General features: G+C 73.9%; 19 protein-coding genes. 7 read left to right on the top strand and 12 right to left on the bottom strand.

Features of this window, described 5'->3' with window-relative positions:
• Positions 1 to 741 (bottom strand): translation initiation factor IF-3 (gene infC, locus KOV94_RS17700; protein WP_225916946.1); only part of this gene is annotated, 741 nt, incomplete at its 3' end.
• Between the two features lie 450 nt (positions 742 to 1,191).
• Between infC and KOV94_RS17695 the strand changes: the two genes are divergently transcribed.
• The 3 genes from KOV94_RS17695 (at position 1,192) to KOV94_RS17685 (ending at position 3,819) form a co-directional block, all read left to right on the top strand.
• Positions 1,192 to 1,620 carry a Fur family transcriptional regulator gene (locus tag KOV94_RS17695; RefSeq protein ID WP_308160634.1) on the top strand — a complete coding sequence of 143 codons (429 nt, stop codon included), beginning with the start codon at positions 1,192 to 1,194 and terminating at the stop codon, positions 1,618 to 1,620.
• Between the two features lie 92 nt (positions 1,621 to 1,712).
• The gene (locus tag KOV94_RS17690; protein ID WP_218052754.1) at positions 1,713 to 3,215 is read left to right on the top strand and encodes a catalase; all 1,503 of its coding nucleotides are present in this window, start codon (positions 1,713 to 1,715) and stop codon (positions 3,213 to 3,215) included.
• A 208-nt stretch (positions 3,216 to 3,423) separates the two neighbouring features.
• A complete protein-coding gene (locus KOV94_RS17685; RefSeq protein ID WP_225916911.1) occupies positions 3,424 to 3,819 on the top strand; it encodes a DUF1844 domain-containing protein in 396 nt (131 codons plus the stop codon).
• Positions 3,820 to 3,991: 172 nt separating this feature from the next.
• On the opposite strand, the gene KOV94_RS17680 is transcribed toward KOV94_RS17685, so the two are convergent.
• Positions 3,992 to 5,353, bottom strand: coding sequence for an MFS transporter (locus KOV94_RS17680; protein ID WP_225916910.1), 1,362 nt, complete (start codon positions 5,351 to 5,353; stop codon positions 3,992 to 3,994).
• 186 nt (positions 5,354 to 5,539) lie between these two features.
• Between KOV94_RS17680 and KOV94_RS20840 the strand changes: the two genes are divergently transcribed.
• From KOV94_RS20840 to KOV94_RS17665, 3 genes are read left to right on the top strand one after another with little or no spacing between them, the layout of a single operon-like run.
• On the top strand, positions 5,540 to 6,358 hold the full coding sequence (locus KOV94_RS20840; protein WP_225916909.1) for a hypothetical protein: 819 nt from the start codon (positions 5,540 to 5,542) through the stop codon (positions 6,356 to 6,358).
• Positions 6,355 to 7,086, top strand: a complete 732-nt coding sequence (locus KOV94_RS17670) for a S1C family serine protease (protein WP_235843392.1) — start codon at positions 6,355 to 6,357, stop codon at positions 7,084 to 7,086. Before KOV94_RS20840 ends, KOV94_RS17670 begins: the two co-directional genes overlap by 4 nt.
• A 46-nt stretch (positions 7,087 to 7,132) precedes the next feature.
• A complete protein-coding gene (locus tag KOV94_RS17665; protein ID WP_218052752.1) occupies positions 7,133 to 7,555 on the top strand; it encodes a spore germination protein GerW family protein in 423 nt (140 codons plus the stop codon).
• A 15-nt stretch (positions 7,556 to 7,570) separates the two neighbouring features.
• Here the strand turns inward: KOV94_RS17665 and KOV94_RS17660 are convergent, their stop codons facing one another.
• The 7 genes from KOV94_RS17660 to hisD all read right to left on the bottom strand — a co-directional run bounded on the left by KOV94_RS17660 (position 7,571) and on the right by hisD (position 13,741).
• A complete protein-coding gene (locus tag KOV94_RS17660) occupies positions 7,571 to 8,305 on the bottom strand; it encodes an SseB family protein (protein WP_218052751.1) in 735 nt (244 codons plus the stop codon).
• A gap of 7 nt (positions 8,306 to 8,312) precedes the next feature.
• On the bottom strand, positions 8,313 to 9,053 hold the full coding sequence (priA, locus tag KOV94_RS17655; RefSeq protein WP_124342406.1) for a bifunctional 1-(5-phosphoribosyl)-5-((5-phosphoribosylamino)methylideneamino)imidazole-4-carboxamide isomerase/phosphoribosylanthranilate isomerase PriA: 741 nt from the start codon (positions 9,051 to 9,053) through the stop codon (positions 8,313 to 8,315).
• 45 nt (positions 9,054 to 9,098) lie between these two features.
• Positions 9,099 to 9,746: an imidazole glycerol phosphate synthase subunit HisH gene (gene hisH / locus KOV94_RS17650; protein WP_124342407.1), complete on the bottom strand. Its 648-nt coding sequence runs from the start codon at positions 9,744 to 9,746 to the stop codon at positions 9,099 to 9,101.
• A 63-nt stretch (positions 9,747 to 9,809) separates the two neighbouring features.
• Positions 9,810 to 10,583, bottom strand: a complete 774-nt coding sequence (locus tag KOV94_RS20835; RefSeq protein WP_225916908.1) for a hypothetical protein — start codon at positions 10,581 to 10,583, stop codon at positions 9,810 to 9,812.
• Positions 10,580 to 11,200: an imidazoleglycerol-phosphate dehydratase HisB gene (gene hisB / locus KOV94_RS17640; RefSeq protein ID WP_124342408.1), complete on the bottom strand. Its 621-nt coding sequence runs from the start codon at positions 11,198 to 11,200 to the stop codon at positions 10,580 to 10,582. Before hisB ends, KOV94_RS20835 begins: the two co-directional genes overlap by 4 nt.
• The gene (locus KOV94_RS17635) at positions 11,197 to 12,339 is read right to left on the bottom strand and encodes a histidinol-phosphate transaminase (RefSeq protein ID WP_218052750.1); all 1,143 of its coding nucleotides are present in this window, start codon (positions 12,337 to 12,339) and stop codon (positions 11,197 to 11,199) included. The genes hisB and KOV94_RS17635 overlap by 4 nt, the downstream gene beginning before the upstream one ends.
• A gap of 79 nt (positions 12,340 to 12,418) precedes the next feature.
• Positions 12,419 to 13,741, bottom strand: a complete 1,323-nt coding sequence (hisD, locus tag KOV94_RS17630; protein ID WP_124342410.1) for a histidinol dehydrogenase — start codon at positions 13,739 to 13,741, stop codon at positions 12,419 to 12,421.
• 83 nt (positions 13,742 to 13,824) lie between these two features.
• Between hisD and KOV94_RS17625 the strand changes: the two genes are divergently transcribed.
• Positions 13,825 to 14,043 carry an RNA-binding S4 domain-containing protein gene (locus KOV94_RS17625; protein WP_162351753.1) on the top strand — a complete coding sequence of 73 codons (219 nt, stop codon included), beginning with the start codon at positions 13,825 to 13,827 and terminating at the stop codon, positions 14,041 to 14,043.
• Positions 14,044 to 14,046: 3 nt separating this feature from the next.
• On the opposite strand, the gene KOV94_RS17620 is transcribed toward KOV94_RS17625, so the two are convergent.
• From KOV94_RS17620 to dnaE, 3 genes are read right to left on the bottom strand one after another with little or no spacing between them, the layout of a single operon-like run.
• The gene (locus KOV94_RS17620; protein WP_124342412.1) at positions 14,047 to 14,559 is read right to left on the bottom strand and encodes an SRPBCC family protein; all 513 of its coding nucleotides are present in this window, start codon (positions 14,557 to 14,559) and stop codon (positions 14,047 to 14,049) included.
• Positions 14,556 to 14,921, bottom strand: coding sequence for an ArsR/SmtB family transcription factor (locus KOV94_RS17615; protein ID WP_124342418.1), 366 nt, complete (start codon positions 14,919 to 14,921; stop codon positions 14,556 to 14,558). Before KOV94_RS17615 ends, KOV94_RS17620 begins: the two co-directional genes overlap by 4 nt.
• A 58-nt stretch (positions 14,922 to 14,979) precedes the next feature.
• On the bottom strand, positions 14,980 to 18,519 hold the full coding sequence (dnaE, locus tag KOV94_RS17610) for a DNA polymerase III subunit alpha (protein ID WP_218052749.1): 3,540 nt from the start codon (positions 18,517 to 18,519) through the stop codon (positions 14,980 to 14,982).
• Positions 18,520 to 18,613: the final 94 nt, after the last annotated feature.

Here is an 18,613-nt window from a genome sequence, read left to right as displayed (position 1 = left end):
ACGCGGGGACGCCGGACGCGGCGTCGCCGGACGGGTCGCCTCGACCGCGGGAGCGGCCGGTGCAGCAGCCGCGGCCGGAGCCGGCGCCGCAGCAGCCGCGACGGGCGCAGCAGCGGCCGGAGCCGGTGCGGGAGCGGCCGGAGCGGGCGCGGACGCCGCAGGTGCGGCCGGTGCCTCGGTGCGCACCGGAGCGGCGGCGGGCGACTCGGACTCGGTCTCCACCTCCGCGGCACGCGCGGCAGCCTGCGCAGCACGACGCTGCTCCAGCTTCTGGTCGGCCTTCTTCTTGGTCGGGCCGAGGACCATGATCATGTTGCGCCCGTCCTGCTTCGGCGAGCTCTCGACGAAGCCGAGCTCGGCGACGTCCTCGGCGAGGCGCTGCAGCAGGCGGATGCCCATCTCCGGACGCGACTGCTCGCGACCGCGGAACATGATCATGACCTTGACCTTGTCCCCCGCCTTGAGGAACCGCTCGACGTGGCCCTTCTTGGTGCCGTAGTCGTGCGGGTCGATCTTCAGGCGGAAGCGGATCTCCTTGAGGACCGTGTTGGTCTGGTTGCGCCGGGCCTCGCGGGCCTTCATGTCTGCTTCGTACTTGAACTTGCCGTAGTCCATGATCTTGCAGACGGGCGGGCGGGCGTCCGGGGCGACCTCGACGAGGTCGAGGTCGGCGTCCTGGGCCAGGCGCAGTGCGTCTTCCACGCGGACGATGCCGACCTGCTCGCCGTTGGGGCCGACCAGGCGGACCTCGGCGACGCGGATCCGATCGTTGATGCGGGGCTCGCTGATGTGTGCTCCTCAGGTTCGTCGTGGCGGACCGCCAGGAACGAGGAAGGCCCCCGTCCTGAGCACAGGAGGAGGCCTCGTACAGCTCCGCCCCGCGCACGACCGTGCGGTCGCCGCGAGTCGCGCCGAACGGCATGGCCGTCGACGTGCGGACTGGTGACCCGGTCCCTGTCGCCGGTCGAGCCGGTCGGTCGAGACCCAGGTGGGAGGTGCTCCACTTGTGCCCCTGGACCGTCGGTCGCCGTCCCGTGAGGGCCGAGTCGCGCGCGGTCGCAGGTCAGTCGTGGACAAGGTTACCAGACGACCGCGCACCCCTCGTCCGAGGGGCACCCGACGCCGGGTCCACGTCAGATGGAACGGTTCCAAGACTTGAATCATTCCAGTCTCGATGGTTGGGTGGAGGATGTGGACGACACCGCACTCCTGCGCGACCACGGCCTGCGCGTCACCAGCCCGCGCCTGGCCGTGCTCGACGCGCTCCGCCGCACCCCGCACGCCGACGCGGACACCGTGCTCCGCCTCGTGCGCTCCGGAGTGCCGTCGGTGTCGGTGCAAGCCGTCTACGACGTGCTCGGCGCGCTCACCTCCGCGGGCCTGCTGCGGCGCATCGAGCCGGCGGGCCACCCCGCGCGCTACGAGCGGCGCGTCGGCGACAACCACCACCACGTCGTCTGCCGGGGCTGCGGCGCCGTCGACGACGTCGACTGCGTCACCGGGCACGCGCCCTGCCTCATCCCCTCCTCCACGTCCGGCTTCGCGGTCGAGACGGCGGAGGTCACGTTCTGGGGCCTGTGCCCCACCTGCGCGGTGGCCGCGGCCGCCGCCGCCGACTGACCGGCCGCCCGGCGACCGCCGAGCACGCCGGCCCTGACGGGCGCCCGGTACCCGGGTCGCGCGTCGCACCACCCACCCTGGAGAGGACACCCATGTCTCACGTGCCCCCGACGACGACGAACAGCGGCGCCCCCGTCGCCTCCGACGCGCACTCGCTCGCCGTCGGCGCCGACGGTCCGATCGTCCTGCACGACCACTACCTCGTCGAGAAGCTCGCGCAGTTCAACCGCGAGCGCGTACCCGAGCGCGTGGTCCACGCCAAGGGCGGCGGCGCGTTCGGCACGTTCACGACGACGGGCGACGTGTCCGCCTACACGCGTGCCGCGCTGTTCCAGCCGGGGGTGCAGACCAAGATGCTCGCGCGCTTCTCGTCGGTCGCGGGCGAGAACGGCTCGCCCGACACGTGGCGCGACCCCCGCGGGTTCGCGCTGAAGTTCTACACGTCCGAGGGCAACTACGACCTCGTCGGCAACAACACCCCGGTCTTCTTCATCCGCGACGGGATCAAGTTCCCCGACTTCATCCGCTCGCAGAAGCGCCTGCCCGGCTCGCACCTGCGCGACAACGACATGCAGTGGGACTTCTGGACGCTGTCGCCGGAGTCGGCGCACCAGGTCACGTGGCTCATGGGCGACCGCGGTCTGCCGTCGTCGTGGCGCCACATGGACGGCTTCGGCTCGCACACCTACCAGTGGGTCAACGCCGCGGGCGAGCGGTTCTGGGTCAAGTACCACTTCACGACCCAGCAGGGCATCGACAACCTCACGGCCGACGAGGCCGCGCAGCTCGCCGGGTCCGACGCCGACCACCACATCCGCGACCTGTTCGGCCACATCGAGGCCGGCGACTTCCCGCGCTGGACCCTGTCGGTCCAGGTCATGCCGTACCAGGACGCGACGACGTACCGCTTCAACCCGTTCGACCTCACGAAGGTGTGGCCGCACGCGGACTACCCGCTGGTCGAGGTCGGCGTCATGGAGCTCAACCGCAACCCCGAGAACTACTTCGCGCAGATCGAGCAGGCGACGTTCGCCCCGTCGAACTTCGTCCCCGGCATCGGCGCCAGCCCCGACAAGATGCTGCTCGCGCGGATCTTCTCCTACGCCGACGCGCACCGGTACCGCGTGGGCACCAACCACGCGCAGCTCCCGGTCAACGCGCCGCACTCCGACGTGCACTCGTACTCGAAGGACGGGGCCGCGCGCATCGCCTTCGCCGCCCCCGACGTCCCGGTCTACGCCCCGAACTCGGCGGGCGGTCCCGCGGCCGACCCGGCGCGCGCCGGCGAGTCCGGCGGGTGGGAGTCCGACGGCGCGATGGTCCGCGCCGCCGCGACGCTGCACGCCGAGGACGACGACTTCGGCCAGGCGGGCACGCTCTACCGCGAGGTCTTCGACGACGCGGCGCGCGCCCGGTTCCTCGAGACGATCACGGGGCACGTGGGCGGCGTGCGCCGCGACGACATCCGCGAGCGGGCCATCCAGTACTGGACGCAGGTCGACGCCGGCCTCGGCGCGCAGCTCCGCGCCGCGCTGACCGGCGCTGCCCCCGTCGAGACCGGCGAGCCCGCGACGGCGAGCGTCCCGGTCGCCTGACCGCACGACCCCGCACGACGAGGCCCCGTCCCGCCGACCCCGGCAGTGCGGGGCCTCGTCGCGTCCGCCGCGCCCGCATGACGGGCGGGCGCGCCGGCCTCGCGGCGTCGTGCCGGGCGTCCGGGCGCCCGACAGGAGAGGCTCGACGGCCGGCGCCAGCGGTCTGCGACGGTCGGAGGCGGGTATGAGCGGTGAGAGGATCGAGCCCATGACCGACTCCCCCACGTCCGACGCCCCCGACACCGCCGAGACGACCGACGGCTCGGTGACCGGTGCGACGCGCGACATCGCGGACGTCGCCGCCGTCGAGGTCATCACGACCGCCGCGGTGCACCTCATGAGCGCCGCCGCCGTCAAGTGCGGGCTCGCGGAGGACGGCCCGGACGGCGCGGGTGCCGCGTACCTGGACCTCGACGAGGCGCGCAAGCTCATCACCGCGCTCGCCGCGCTCGTCACGGCGTCCGCCCCCGACATCGGCAACCAGCACGCGCGGTCGCTGCGCGACGGGCTCCGCACCCTCCAGCTCGCGTTCCGCGAGGCGTCCGTCATCCCCGACGCCCCTGGCGAGGGGCCCGGCGAGAAGTTCACGGGCTCGGTCGTCTGAACGGCGTGAGCGGCTCCCGACGCTGGGGTCGCTGTCACCCGGAGGCGCCGACCGGGCCGACGGGCGTCGTCTGACGCGCCGGGGGTGTCGCCGGCGCAACCCCGGCGTGGGACGTTCCGGGACGCCGCCGGCGCGAGGGGCGTCAGACGCCCGCGGGGTCCTTCGAGGGGCCTCAGACGCCCGCGGGGTCCTTCACGACGACACCCTCGGTCACGACGACACCCTCGGTGGCGAGCGGCTCGCGCGGCGTGACCACGGTCGGCTCGTCGGCGGCGGCCGACGCCCGTGCGTGCGGCGTCCCGTCGGCGTCGGCAGGCACGGGAGCGGCGTCGTCGCGCGGCGCCGCACCGTCGACCGACCCGCCGCGCCGCGCGGACGTGACCCGCAGGACCACGAGACCACCGACCGCGACGGCACCGCCGACGGCCGCCGCGGTGAGGAAGCCGTGACCCGGCGTGCCGTGGTCGATCACCCACCCGCACAGCGGCGCGCCGAGCGCGTTGCCGACGGTCGACATCGTCCCGCTCCAGCCCATGACCTCGCCGCGCCGGTGCTCGGGCACGAGCCGCACGAGCGTCGCGTTGATCGACGACAGCGCGGGCGCGCACGGCAGGCCCGCGAGCACGACCGCGAGCGCGAGCCAGACCGGGACGGGCGCGAACGCCGCCGGCACGGTCGCGAGCGCCAGGATCGCGACGAGCGCGAGCGGCGACGGCGAGCGCCGCCGGGCGCCGTGGACCAGGCCGCCGACGACCGAGCCGCCCGCCCACAGCGCGATCATCCAGCCGACGTCGGACGCGCGGCCCTCGTCGTTGAGCGCGGCCACGAGCGACACGTCGGTGCCGATCAGCACGAACGACGCCGCGAGCGCCGCGAGCAGCACCACGACGAGGTCGGGTCCGAGCACGCGGGCCCGCGCGCGCTCGACGACCGCTGCGGTGTCGAGCGGGGTGGCCGAGCGCGTCGGCGGGTTCGCCCAGAACAGCAGGACGCCCGCGAGCACCGTCGTGCTGCCGACGACGGTGAGGGCGACGGACGTGGACACCTGGGTCGCGAGCTCCACGCCGAGCACGGGCGCGAGCATGAAGGTCACCTCGACGGCGACCGAGTCGAGCGCGAACGCCGACCGCTGCTGGGCGAGCGGCACCATGACCGACAGCGACTGGCGCGTCACCGAGAACACGGGCACGAGGAACAGCCCGGCGACCACGGCCGCGCCCACGAGCGCCTCGTAGGAGAGGTGCGGCGCGACGACCCAGACGGCCGACTCGACCACGATGGACGGCGCGATCGCGCGGCGCAGGCCGAGCCGGTCGACCAGCCGCCCGCGCCACGGCGCACCGACGGCCATGCCCACCGTCATCGCGCCCGCGACGAGACCCGCCTGGGCGTAGCCGCGGTCGAGCGCCGTCACGACGTGCAGCGTGAGGACCACGCCGGTCATGGCGTGCGGGATGCGGGCGACGAACGACACGGCGAACAGCCGCCCCACCCCCGGGAGGCGCAGCAGCGCGCCGTAGGGGAAGCGGGACATGGCGACCATTGTCGCCCGGGGCGCACGCTCCTCCGACCGAATTCCCGGGCCCGCGGGCCTGGTGTGACGCGGCTCGCGTCCGACGAGGGCCGGCATCGGGACGGACCGGGCGAACCCCCGGACCGGCACCCGTCCTCACCCGCCACGGTCGATCCCCGGACGGTCGCGCGCTCGTATCCTGGGGCGATGCCGACCGACAACGCCCCCGCCGGCTGGCCCGAGACCCCGCGACCGGGGACACCCGCAGCGGGCTCGCCCGCGAGCGCTCCGGTCACGCCCGCCACGTACGCCCCGACGGCTCCCCTGCCGTCCGTGCCCGGCGCCGTTCCGCCCCCGGCGAGCCCTCACCCCGCACCCGCGACGGTTGCCACCCCGGGCGCGCCCGGGGTGCCGGCCGCCACCGCGGCGCCCGGGCCGGCGCCCTGGGTGCCGGCGAGCCCGCCCGTCGTCCCGCCCGCCGGTGCGGTCGACGGTGCCAGCGGGCCGAGGGCGCCGCGTCGCCGAGGCACGACCGTCCTCGCGATCGCGCTCGTCGCCGTGGTCGTCGCGGCCGCGCTCCTGACCGTCTACCTGATCCGCACCACGAGCGCGTGGCAGCGGTCGTCGGCGCAGTGGGAGGACCTCGCGCGCACGCACGGCACGGCGCTGGCCCAGACGCAGACGGACCTCGAGGCCGCGCAGGCCGAGCTCACGGACACGCAGACGCAGCTCGCCGCCGCGCAGCAGCGCATCACCGAGCTCGCCGACGAGAAGGCCCGGCTCGGCGACACGAGCGCCTCGCAGCAGCAGCTCGCCGACTACCAGGCGCGCGTGTCCCAGGCCGCGGGTCAGGTCGCGACCGCGCTCGCGAACTGCATCGACGGCCAGCAGCGTCTCATCGGCTACCTCCGCGAGTCCGACCAGTACGACCCGTCCGACCTGCAGCGCTTCGCGACCGACGTGGACCGCGTGTGCGGCGCCGCGACCGACGCGAACGCCTCCCTCCAGCGCGAGCTCGACCGGTGACGCGACCCCGCCTACGGGCGTTCTCCGGGCTCGCGCTCCTGGCGTCCCTGACCGGCTGCGCCGTCCTGCCCGCGATGCCCGCGCCCGTGCCGTCGAGCGTCATCCCGAGCCGAGCCCCGGCTCCGGCGCCCACGTCGTCCGGCAACCTCTCCCCCGACGGCTTCGACTCGGCACAGCGCATGGCGGTCCGGATCCGGAACATCGGGTGCGGCTCCGTCTCGACGGGTTCGGGCTTCGCGATCGATGCGAACACGCTCGTCACGAACCGGCACGTCGTCGCCGACTCGTCCGCGCTGCAGCTCAGCACCTACGACGGGCGCGACGTCGGCGCGACCGCGGCGAGCACCGCGGGCCTTGCGGACCTCGCGATCGTCCGGACGGCCGAGCCGCTGCCTGCCGCACCCGAGCTCGCGGACGCCGACCCCGCGCCCGGGGACGCCGTGACCGTCGTCGGCTACCCGCTCGGGCAGCGGCTCACGATCACGACCGGCGCCGTGCTCGGCGCGACGACCGACCCGCTCAACGTCAACCTCGGCGAGGTCCTCGTGACCGACGCCCCCGTCGAGCCGGGGAGCTCGGGCTCCGCCGTGCTCGACACCGACGGGCGCGTCGTCGGGGTCGTGTACGCGAAGGACGCCGAGGGGCACAGCTTCGTGGTGCCCGTGAGCACCCTGCGCGCCATGCTGGACGACGAGTCCGCCTTCACGGACGCACCCACCTGCACCTGAACCGCTCGACCTGCTCCTGACCGACCGAGAACGCACGGAGGAACGCATGTCCGACGCACCTCGTTTCGACCCGACGCAGCTCGCCGGCGCCGCCAACGACAACCTCACGGTCCGCCGCGTGTTCGGCGACGCGTACGAGCGGGACGGCCGGCTCGTCATCCCCGTCGCACGCGTCTCGGGGGCGGTCGGTCTCGGGTCCGGCGACGGCGAGGGCGACCTGCCGTCGGCGCCGTCGTTCGGCCGGCGCACGGGCGACCCCGAGCCGCACCACGGGCACGGCGGCGGGCACGGCGGGGGCGGCGGCTACGCCGCGCACGTGAAGGCGGTCGGCGTGTTCGTCGTCGACGAGTCCGGGGTGCAGTGGCGGCCCACGCTCGACCTCAACCGGGTGATCCTCGGCGGGCAGCTGGTCGCCGCGACCGCGGTCACGGTGTGCGCGTTCGCCTGGGCGCTGCGCCGCCGGCACTGACGCCGCGCGCCCGGGTCAGCGGGCGGCGCGCACGCGCAGCTCGAGCGAGTCGACGCGCGACGTCACGGTCTCGTCGGCCGCCAGCGCGGCGTTCACCTGCGCCAGCGCTGCGTCGAGACGCGCCCGGTCCAGCCCGGGGACGAGGCCCAGGACGACGGCCACCTCCGCGCGTGTCCCCGGCTCCGTGCTCGACTCGACGACGTCGCGCACGGTCGCGAGCGCGTGCCGGACCGCCTCGGCGACGTCGCGGTCGATCGTCCCGCCGACCACGGCGGGCCGCCACGCCTGCCCCTGGGCCAGCGCCCACACGGCCGTCCGCGGCAGCAGCACGGTGACCGGCCCGCCGGCGTCCACGACGAGGACCTCCCAGCCCTCGTCGACCGCGGACAGCGCCGCGCGCGCCGCGTCGGTGGGCACGGGCCGCGCGTCAGCCCGCCACGCCGTCATCGCCGCGACGCTCGTGAACACCGGCAGCGCCGTGCGACCGTCGGGCGTCCGCAGCGCGACGATCCCCGCGGAGGCCTCCTTGTCGACCGTGTGCGCGTGCCCGTCGTGCACGACGACGTCGGCCGCCTCGAGCTCGGCGAGCACGGGCACCAGCACACGCGTGCCCGCGAGCGCGTCGACCACGCCCGCGACCGTCCCGTCGCCCCGGCCGTAGGCGGACAGCGCCGCCGCGACGCGCGGGTCGGCGGACCCGTCGTCCCCGGCGAACGGTGACGACGGCGGCAGCGCGCGGCCGGTGCTCACGACCGGGTCAGGGCCGGCCGGCGACGTCGAGCGCCTGCGGCAGCGTGAACGCCCCCGCGTAGAGCGCCTTGCCGACGATCGCGCCCTCGACGCCCACGGGCACGAGCTCGCGCAGCACGCGCAGGTCCTCGAGGCTCGACACGCCGCCGGACGCGACGACCGGGGCGTCGGTGCGCGCGCACACCTCGCGGAGCAGGTCGACGTTGGGGCCGCGCAGCGTGCCGTCCTTCGTCACGTCGGTGACGACGTAGCGGGAGCAGCCGGCCGCGTCGAGGCGCTCGAGCACCTCCCACAGGTCGCCGCCCTCCTGCGTCCAGCCGCGGGCCGCGAGCGTCGTGCCGCGCACGTCGAGGCCCACCGCGATCTGGTCGCCGTGCTCGGCGATGACGCGCGCCGTCCACTCCGGGTCCTCGAGCGCGGCCGTGCCGAGGTTGACGCGCGTCGCGCCGGTCCCGAGCGCGCGGGCAAGCGACGCGTCGTCGCGGATCCCGCCCGACAGCTCGATCTTCACGCCCTTGCCCGCCAGGTGCTGCGTGACGTCCGCGAGCAGACCCGCGTTGGAGCCGCGCCCGAACGCCGCGTCGAGGTCGACGAGGTGGATCCACTCGGCGCCCCCCGCGTGCCAGTCGAGCGCCGCGGCGAGCGGGTCGCCGTAGCCGGTCTCGGAGCCGGCCTCCCCCTGGACGAGGCGGACGGCCTGGCCGTCGGCGACGTCGACGGCGGGCAGCAGCTCGAGGCGGTCGGTCATGGGTGTCCTCCGGGAGGTGGTGCGGTGGTGAGGGGAGCGCCGGGGTCAGCGCAGCGAGTCGACCCAGTGGGTCAGCAGCTGCGCGCCCGCGTCGCCGGACTTCTCGGGGTGGAACTGCGTCGCGGCGAGGGGGCCGTTCTCGACCGCCGCGACGAACCGGTCGCCGTGCGTGGCCCACGTGACGAGCGGCGCGCTGAACGGTGTCGCGCTCTGCTCCTCGTCGGTCAGCGGGAACGACCGGGCCGCGTAGGAGTGCACGAAGTAGAAGCGCTCGTCCTCGAGGCCGCGGAACAGCGTGCTGCCTGCCGGCGGTTCGATCGTGGCCCAGCCCATGTGCGGCACGACGTCGGCCTCGAGCCGGTCGACCACGCCGGGCCACTCGCCGAGCCCGTCCGTGCGGTCACCGTGCTCGACACCCTCGGCGAACATCACCTGCATGCCGACGCAGATCCCGAGCACGGGACGGCCGCCGGCCAGGCGACGGTCGACCACCTGGTCGCCGCCGACCGCGCGCAGCCCGCCCATGACGGCCGCGAAGGCGCCGACGCCGGGCACGACCAGGCCGTCGGCCTCCGTTGCGGCGTGCTTGTCCGCCGTCAGCTCGACCTGGGCGCCGACGCGCTCGAGCGCGCGCACCGCGGAGCGGACGTTGCCGAAGCCGTAGTCGAGGACGACGACGCGGGGGGTGGACACCGCGTCAGGCTACCCGCCGGCCGTCGACGACGCGGGCCGCGGCCGTGCGACGAGACGCACCTCTCACCGGCTCTTGCGACCCGCCGCGAGCGCGCGCATCGCCTGCCAGCGGGACATGCCGACGCTCGACACGACGCCCGGGACCTCGGCGACCTTCGCGTCGCCGAGCAGCAGGTCCTCGAGCACCGACGGCGCGTCCGACAGCACGAGACCCGGCGGCAGGTCCGCGACCCGGGCCCCGCCCGTCCAGCGTCCCGCGGAGATCTGACCCTCGCGGCGCTCGAGCAGGATCACGGGCAGCGTCCGCAGCAGCCGCGAGATCGCCTCCGCGCCGGCTGCGCCGCTCGCGGGGTCGCACAGCACCGCGATCGCGCCGACCGACGACGGCACGACGTCCACGTCGACCTTGGCGAGCGCGCACGCCGCGGCGAGCGGCGCGGGTGCGGCGACCTGCGTCACGACGAGCGCGAGCGACGGGACCTCCGTGCCACCCGCGGCCAGCGACGACAGGTCGTCCGGCACGACGACGGGCGCGGCGTCCGCGTCGTCGCGGGCGGCCGCGTCGTCAGCCGCGTCCCTGTCGTCGGCCGCGTCCGCGGCGCTCGCGCCGTCCCCCGTGGGCGTGCCGGCCGTCGCCGACCGCTCGTCGCCGTCGCTGCCGAGGAGCGCCGACGCGTCGTCGGGCACGGTCCGGTCCGCGGTGTCGTCGAGCAGCGACGAGGCGTCGTCCGGGACCGACGAGCCGGCAGGCCCGTCGAGCAGCGACGACAGGTCGTCCGGGACGACGACGTCGTCCGGCTCGTCGGGCGTGCGGCCGCCGGCGGGCTGGTCGCTCACAGCGCACCCTTCGTCGACGGGATGCCGTCCACGCGCGGGTCGAGCGCGACCGCGAACCGCAGCGCCCGCGCGAGGGCCTTGAACTGCGCCTCGACGATGTGGTGGGGGTCGCGGCCCGCGAGCACGCGGACGTGGATGCTGAAGGCGGCGTGGTGCGCGATCGACTCGAGCACGTGCCGCGTCAGGGAGCCGGTGAAGTGCCCGCCGATGAGGTGGTACTCCTGCCCCTCGGGCTCCCCGGAGTGCACGAGGTACGGGCGGCCGGACACGTCGACGACGGCCTGCGCGAGCGCCTCGTCGAGCGGCACCGTCGCGTCGCCGTACCGCGAGATGCCGCGCTTGTCGCCGAGCGCCTGACGCAGCGCCTCGCCGAGGGTGATCGCGACGTCCTCGACCGTGTGGTGCGCGTCGATGTGCGTGTCGCCCGTCGCGCGGACGGTGAGGTCGATGAGCGAGTGCTTGCCGAGCGCCGTGAGCATGTGGTCGTAGAACGGCACCGTCGTCGAGATCTCGGTGCGGCCCGTGCCGTCCAGGTCGAGCTCGACGACGACGCTCGACTCGCTCGTCGTGCGCTCGACGCGTGCGGTCCGCGGGGCCGCGGTCGTGCCAGTGCTCACCGGTCCTCCTCGTTGCCGGTCGCGGCCAGTCCCACGACCTGCGTCAGGGCGTCCTTGAACGCCGCCGTCTCCTGCGGGGTGCCGACCGACACCCGCAACCAGCCCTGCGGCCCGACCTCGCGGATGAGGACGCCGCGGTCGAGCAGACCCTGCCAGACGGCCCGACGGTCGTCGAACGTGCCGAACAGGACGAAGTTGGCGTCGGAGTCCGCGACGCGCAGCCCGCGCTCGCGCAGCCAGCCGACGAGGGCGTCGCGCTCGTCGCGCAGCGACCCGACCTGCGCCATGAGCTCCGGCGCGTGCCGCAGCGCGGCCCGTGCGACCGCCTGTGTGACGGCCGACAGGTGGTAGGGCAGGCGCACGACGCGCAACGCGTCGACGAACGCGGTCGAGGCCGTCAGGTAGCCGACGCGTGCACCGGCCAGGCCGAACGCCTTCGACATCGTGCGGCTCACGGCGAGGTGCGGGTGACCGTCGAGCAGCTCGAGCGCGGACGGCGTGCCGCGGCGCCGGAACTCGCCGTACGCCTCGTCGACGACGACGACGCACCCGCCCGGCACGCGCGCCGCCGCGTCGAGGACCGCGAGCACCGTGTCCGCCGGCAGCGCGGTGCCCGTCGGGTTGTTCGGGCTGGCGAGCAGGACCACCGACGGCGCGTGCTGCGCGATCGCCGCGCGCGCCGCGTCGGGGTCGAGGCTGAAGTCCTCCTCGCGACGCCCCTCGATCCAGGCCGTCGAGGTGTCGCGCGCGTACTCCGGGTACATCGAGTAGGTCGGCGAGAACGACAGCGCCGTGCGGCCCGGACCACCGAAGGCCTGCAGGACGTGCAGCATGATCTCGTTCGACCCGTTGGCCGCCCACACCTGCTCGGGTGCGACCCGCACGCCCGACTCGACCGCGAGGTAGTCCGCGAGGTCCTGGCGGAGGGCGGCGAAGTCGCGGTCCGGGTACCGGTTGAGCGTGCGCGTCGCGTCGGCCACCGCGCGCGCGACGTCCTCGACGACGGCGTCCGACGGCGCGTACGGGTTCTCGTTGACGTTGAGCAGCACGGGCACGTCGAGCTGGGGCGCGCCGTACGGCTCCAGCCCGGCGAGCTCGGGGCGCAGCGGCAGCGCGGGACGGGCGAGGTCGGCGGTCACCCTGCCGATTCTAGGGAGCGCCCGCCGCCCGCCGTCCCCGACGTCCGCAGGGTGGGGACGGCGCTGCGCGACGGCCCGGTCAGAAGCGCGCGCGGACCGCCTCGCCGTGCGCCGGCAGCCCCTCGGCGTCGGCGAGCGCCACGATCCGGTCGGCGACCACCGCGAGCGCGTCGGCGTCGTACTCCACCACCTGCACCGCGCGCAGGAAGGAGTGCACGCCGAGCCCGCTCGCGAAGTGCGCGCAGCCGCCCGTCGGCAGCACGTGGTTCGAGCCCGCCATGTAGTCGCCGAGCGACACCGGCGAGTACGGGCCGACGAAGATCGCACCCGCGCTCGTCACCCGGTCCGCGAGCGCCGCAGCGCCGACGGCCTGGATCTCGAGGTGCTCGGCACCGTACGCGTTGACGACGTCGAGCCCTGCGTCCAGGTCGTCGACCAGGACGATCGCCGACTGCGTGCCGTTGAGCGCGGTCGTCACACGCTCGCGGTGCCGCGTCGCGTCGACGCGGTCGACGAGCTTCGCCTCGACCGAGCCCGCGAGCTCGACCGACGTCGTGACCAGCACCGCCGCGGCCAGGGGGTCGTGCTCCGCCTGCGAGACGAGGTCCGCGGCGACGTGGTTCGCGTCGGCCGTCCCGTCGGCGAGGATCGCGATCTCCGTCGGGCCCGCCTCCGCGTCGATGCCGACGACGCCGCGCACCAGCCGCTTGGCTGCGGCGACGTAGACGTTGCCCGGTCCGGTGATGACGTCGACCGGCTCGCACAGCGTGTCGCCGTCCTCCGCCTGCGAGCCCGCGGCGCCGTACGCGAACATCGCGACCGCCTGCGCGCCGCCGACGGCGTACACCTCGTCGACCCCGAGCAGCGCGCACGTGGCGAGCACCACCGGGTCGGGCAGCCCGCCCTCGTCCTGCTGCGGCGGCGACGCGACCGCGAGCGAGCCGACCCCGGCCTCCTGCGCCGCGACGACGTTCATCACGACCGACGACGGGTACACCGCGAGCCCGCCCGGCACGTACAGGCCCACGCGCCGCACCGGGAGCCAGCGCTGGCGGACCGTCGCACCCGGCGCGACCTGGACCGTGAAGTCGTCGGGACGCTGCGCGCCGTGCACCTGACGGACGCGGCGGATCGTCTCCTCGAGCGCGGCCCGCACCTGCGGGTCGAGCCGGTCGACCGCCGCCGTGATCGTCGCGGCGGGGACGCGCACGTGCTGCGGGCGGACGCCGTCGAACCGCTCGGCGAGGTCGCGCAGCTCGGCCGCGCCCCGCTCGCGCACGGCCGCGATGATCGGCGCGACCGCCTCGGCGGCGTGCTCGACGTCGACCTCCGCGCGAGGCAGCTCCTGCAGGAGCTCACGACGGGACAGCACGCGACCGCGCAGGTCGATTCGGGTGATCACGGCGACGATTCTACGAGCGGACGCCTCCCCTTTCCCGTGCGCCCACGCACCGGTCGCATGCGTCGGCGGGGCAGACTGCTGCCATGACTCAGGTGCCCATCGCCGACGACTCGATCCGCCTCGGCCAGTTCCTCAAGCTCGCCGACCTCGCCGAGACGGGCGCGCAGGCGCGCGAGCTCCTCGACGACGGTGCGGTGACCGTGAACGGCGAGCCCGAGTCCCGTCGCGGCCGTCAGCTCGTCCGCGGCGACCGCGTCGACGTGGACCTGCCGACGGGCGTGGTCAGCGCGACGGTCGGCTGACGGTCAGCCGGCCGCGCCCTCCCGGTAGAGCGACTGGCGCTCGCCGAACAGCTCGTCCCACGACCGGACGTCGCGCCCCGCCAGGAGGTCGTCCAGGCGGTCGAGGCACGTGTGCCACCCGCCGCCGTACCCCCGGGCCGCACGATCCTCGAGGTCGTGGTGCTCGAGCACCAGCACGGTCGCACCGGCGTCGCCGGTGAGCGTCGCCGAGAGGCGGGTGACGGGCTCGCCCGGGAACGACCACGTGACGTCGAGCCGGTGGGGGCGGTCGCACAGCAGCACGTCGCCCGTCGCGTTCTGCGGCGAGTCGTCGACGTCGTCGCCCATCCGCACCTCGAACCGGCCGCCGACCCGCAGCTCGCCGAGCAGCGGGCCGAGCCAGCGGGCGACGCGGGCCGGCTCCGTCAGGCACGTCCACAGGTCGTCGACGTCCGTCGCGTACCGGCGCTCGAAGCGGACGGTGGTGCCGGCGGGCGTCGCGGTCAGGACGCCGCGCACGTCGGTGCTGTCGCTCATGGGTTCCTCCCCTGGTCGTTGGTGCCGGGCGCGTCGTCCGACGCCAGGCGGCGGGCACGCGTGCCACGTGCGACCTCGGTGGCGAGCGCGTCGAGACGGGGCTCCCAGTAGCGGCGCACGTCGCGCGCCCACCGCTCGACGTCGGCGAGCGGCTCGGGACGCACGGAGTACAGCCGGACCGGGCCCTGCGGGCGCGACTCGACGACGCCCGCCTCGCGCAGGACGCGCAGATGACGGGACGTCGCGGGCTGGCTGATGCCGAACTCCGCGCCGACCGCGTCGGCGAGGTCGCCCGCGCTCCGACCGCCGTCGGCGAGCAGCTCGACGAGCCGCCGCCGCACCGGGTCGCCCAACGCGTCCATCACGTCCACGGAGGCGATGTTTCCATCCTGCGTTATATAACGCAAGGGCTATGTGTCGTCAGGCGGAGAGGCAGCTCGGGCCGAGGAGCGCCTTGAGGTCGCCGAACAGCGACGGCGAACGCTCGACCCGCAACCCGTCGCCCAGGCGCATCACCGTCGCCCGCCCCGGGCTGGTGAGGCGCAGGTGCACCTCCGTGATCCCCGGGTGGGTCGACAGGACCTCGCGCAGGCGCTCGACCAGCGGCTGCGTGCAGCGCGCGACCGCGAGCGAGACGACGACCGGCGCGTCCGCGACCTGCGACACGTCGGGCAGGGACACCTCCATCGCCTGCAGCGACATCGACTCGTCGCGGCGGCGCACCCGGCCCTTCACGACGACGACCGCGTCCTCCGCGAGCACCGTCGAGTACGCGAGGTACGTCTCGCCGAAGAACATGATCTCGACAGAGCCCTCCATGTCCTCGATCGTGACCGCGGCCCACGGGTTGCCCTGCTTCGACATCTTGCGCTGCAGCGACGTGATGAGGCCGGCGATCACCACGGTGGACCCGTCGGGCCGCGCCTCGTCCGCGAGCAGCGTCGCGATCGACACGTCCGCCGAGGCCGCGAGGACGTGCTCGATGCCCGACAGCGGGTGGTCGGACACGTAGAGGCCGAGCATCTCCCGCTCGAACGCGAGGCGCTGCTTCTTGTCCCAGTCGGGCAGGTCCGGGATCGCGACCGCGAAGCCCGGGCCCGCGTCGTCGCCGCCCATGAGGTCGGCGAACAGGTCGAACTGGCCCTCGGCCTCCTTGCGCTTGACGCCGATGACCGAGTCGACCGCCTGCTCGTGCACGAGCAGCAGCGCACGCCGCGGGTGACCGAGCGAGTCGAACGCGCCCGCCTTGATGAGCGACTCGATGGTCCGCTTGTTGCAGACGACCGCCGGCACCTTCTCGAGGAAGTCGGTGAACGACGTGAACGCGCCCTTCTCCTCACGCGTCCGCACGATCGCGTCGACGACGTTCGCGCCGACGTTGCGCACCGCGGTGAGGCCGAAGCGGATGTCCGCGCCCACGGCCGTGAAGTTGGCGGCCGACGAGTTCACGTCGGGCGGCAGCACCGTGATGCCCATGTGCCGGCACTCGCCGAGGTACAGGGCCGACTTGTCCTTGTCGTCCTTGACCGACGTGAGCAGCGCGGCCATGTACTCGACCGAGTAGTTCGCCTTGAGGTACGCCGTCCAGTACGAGATGACGCCGTACGCGGCCGAGTGGGCCTTGTTGAACGCGTAGTCGGAGAACGGCAGCAGGATGTCCCACAGCGTCTGCACCGCGGCCATCGAGAAGCCGCGCTCCTGCATGCCCGCGGAGAAGCCCTCGAACTGCTTGTCCAGCTCGGACTTCTTCTTCTTGCCCATCGCGCGGCGCAGGATGTCGGCCTGTCCGAGGGAGTACCCGGCGACGCGCTGCGCGATCGCCATGACCTGCTCCTGGTACACGATCAGGCCGTACGTCGTGCCGAGGATGTCCTCGAGCGGCTCGGCCAGCTCGGGGTGGATCGGCGTGACCTCCTGCGCGCCGTTCTTGCGCAGCGCGTAGTTGGTGTGCGAGTTGGCACCCATCGGGCCCGGCCGGTACAGCGCGCCGACGGCCGAGATGTCCTCGAAGTTGTCGGGGCGCATGAGGCGCAGCAGGGTGCGCATGCCGCCGCCGTCGAGCTGGAACACCCCCAGCGTGTCGCCGCGCCCCAGCATCTCGTACGTCTTGCGGTCGGTGAGCTCGAGCTCCTCGAGCACGACCGGGTCCTTGCCGTTCATCACGATGTTCTCGAGCGCGTCGTCGAGGATCGTGAGGTTGCGCAGCCCGAGGAAGTCCATCTTGATGAGGCCGAGGCCCTCGGACGTCGGGTAGTCGAACTGCGTGATGACGGCGCCGTCCTGCGGCCGCCGCATGATCGGGATGATGTCGATCAGCGGGTCGCTCGACATGATGACGCCCGCCGCGTGCACGCCCCACTGCCGCTTCAGGCCCTCGATGCCCTTCGCGAGCTCGACCACGCGCTGCGCGTCCGGGTCGGTCGCGTGGACCTGACGGAACTCCTCGGCCTCGTGGTAGCGCTTGTCCGCCGGGTCGAAGATGCCCGTCAGGCTGATGTCCTTGCCCATGATCGCGGGCGGCATCGCCTTGGTGAGCTTCTCCCCCATCGCGAACGGCATGCCCAGCAGCCGCGCGGAGTCCTTGAGGGCCTGCTTGGCCTTGATGGTGCCGTACGTGACGATCTGCGCGACGCGGTCCTCGCCGTACTTCTCCGTCACGTACCGGATGACCTCGCCGCGACGACGCTCGTCGAAGTCGACGTCGAAGTCGGGCATCGAGACACGGTCGGGGTTGAGGAACCGCTCGAAGATCAGGCCGTGCTGCAACGGGTCGAGGTCCGTGATCTTCATGGCGTACGCGGCCATCGAGCCCGCACCCGAACCACGGCCCGGTCCGACGCGGATCCCGTTGTCCTTGGCCCAGTTGATGAAGTCGGCGACCACGAGGAAGTACCCCGGGAAGCCCATCTGCGTGATGACCTCGGTCTCGTACGCGGCCTGCTTGCGCACCTCGTCCGGGATGCCGCCCGGGTACCGGTGGTGCAGGCCCGCCTCGACCTCCTTGACGAACCAGCTCGTCTCGTCCTCGCCGGCCGGGACCGGGTAGTTCGGCATGTAGTTCGCCGACGTGTTGAACGAGACCTCGCACTGCTCCGCGATCAGCAGCGTGTTGTCGCACGCCTCGGGCAGCTCGGCCCAGATGCGCCGCATCTCCGCGGCCGACTTCACGTAGTAGCCGTCGCCGTCGAACTTGAACCGGTCCGGGTCCGCGAGCGTCGAGCCCGAGTTGATCGCGAGCAGCGCCTCCTGCGACGCGCTGTCCTCCTGCTTCACGTAGTGCAGGTCGTTCGTCGCGACGAGCGGCGCTCCGATCGTCTCCGACAGTCGCAGCAGGTCCTTGAGGACGCGGGTCTCGATGTCGATCCCGTGGTCCATCAGCTCGACGTAGAAGAACTCCTTGCCGAAGATGTCCTGCAGCTCGCCGGCGACGCGCACCGCCTCGTCCCACTGGCCGAGGCGCAGCCGCGTCTGGATCTCGCCCGACGGGCAGCCCGACGTCGCGATGAGCCCGTTGCCGTAGGTCTCCAGCAGGTCGCGGTCCATCCGGGGCCACTTGCCCATCTGGCCCTCGAGCGACGCGAGCGACGACGCGCGGAACAGGTTGTGCAGACCCTCGTTGTTCCGCGCCAGCATCGTCATGTGCGTGTACGCACCGCGGGCCGAGACGTCGTCGGCCTCCTGACCCTGCTGGCCGAACCGCACGCGCGTCTGGTCGAACCGGCTGGTGCCCGGCGTGACGTACGCCTCGATGCCGATGATCGGCTTGATCCCGGCCGCCGTGCCCTTCGACCAGAAGTCGAACGCACCGAACAGGTAGCCGTGGTCCGTGGTCGCGATGGCGGTCTGGCCCTGCCGCTCGACCTCCGCGAAGAGGTCGCCGAGCCGGGCCGCACCGTCGAGCATCGAGTACTCGGTGTGCACGTGGAGGTGGACGAAGTCGGAGCCTCCAGCAGATGCCATGCGGGCCATCCTAGGTCGCCCCACCGACACCTCCGGACGCCCCGCGACCGTGTCGGCGGTGGCGTGCGCGACACGCCGGGCACCTCGCCGCGGG

Source organism: Cellulomonas algicola, assembly GCF_019024305.1.
GTDB classification, from domain to species: Bacteria; Actinomycetota; Actinomycetes; order Actinomycetales; family Cellulomonadaceae; genus Cellulomonas; species Cellulomonas algicola.
The sequence above is the reverse complement of the archived record's forward strand: the minus strand, read 5'-3'. Positions and strand labels throughout refer to the sequence as shown.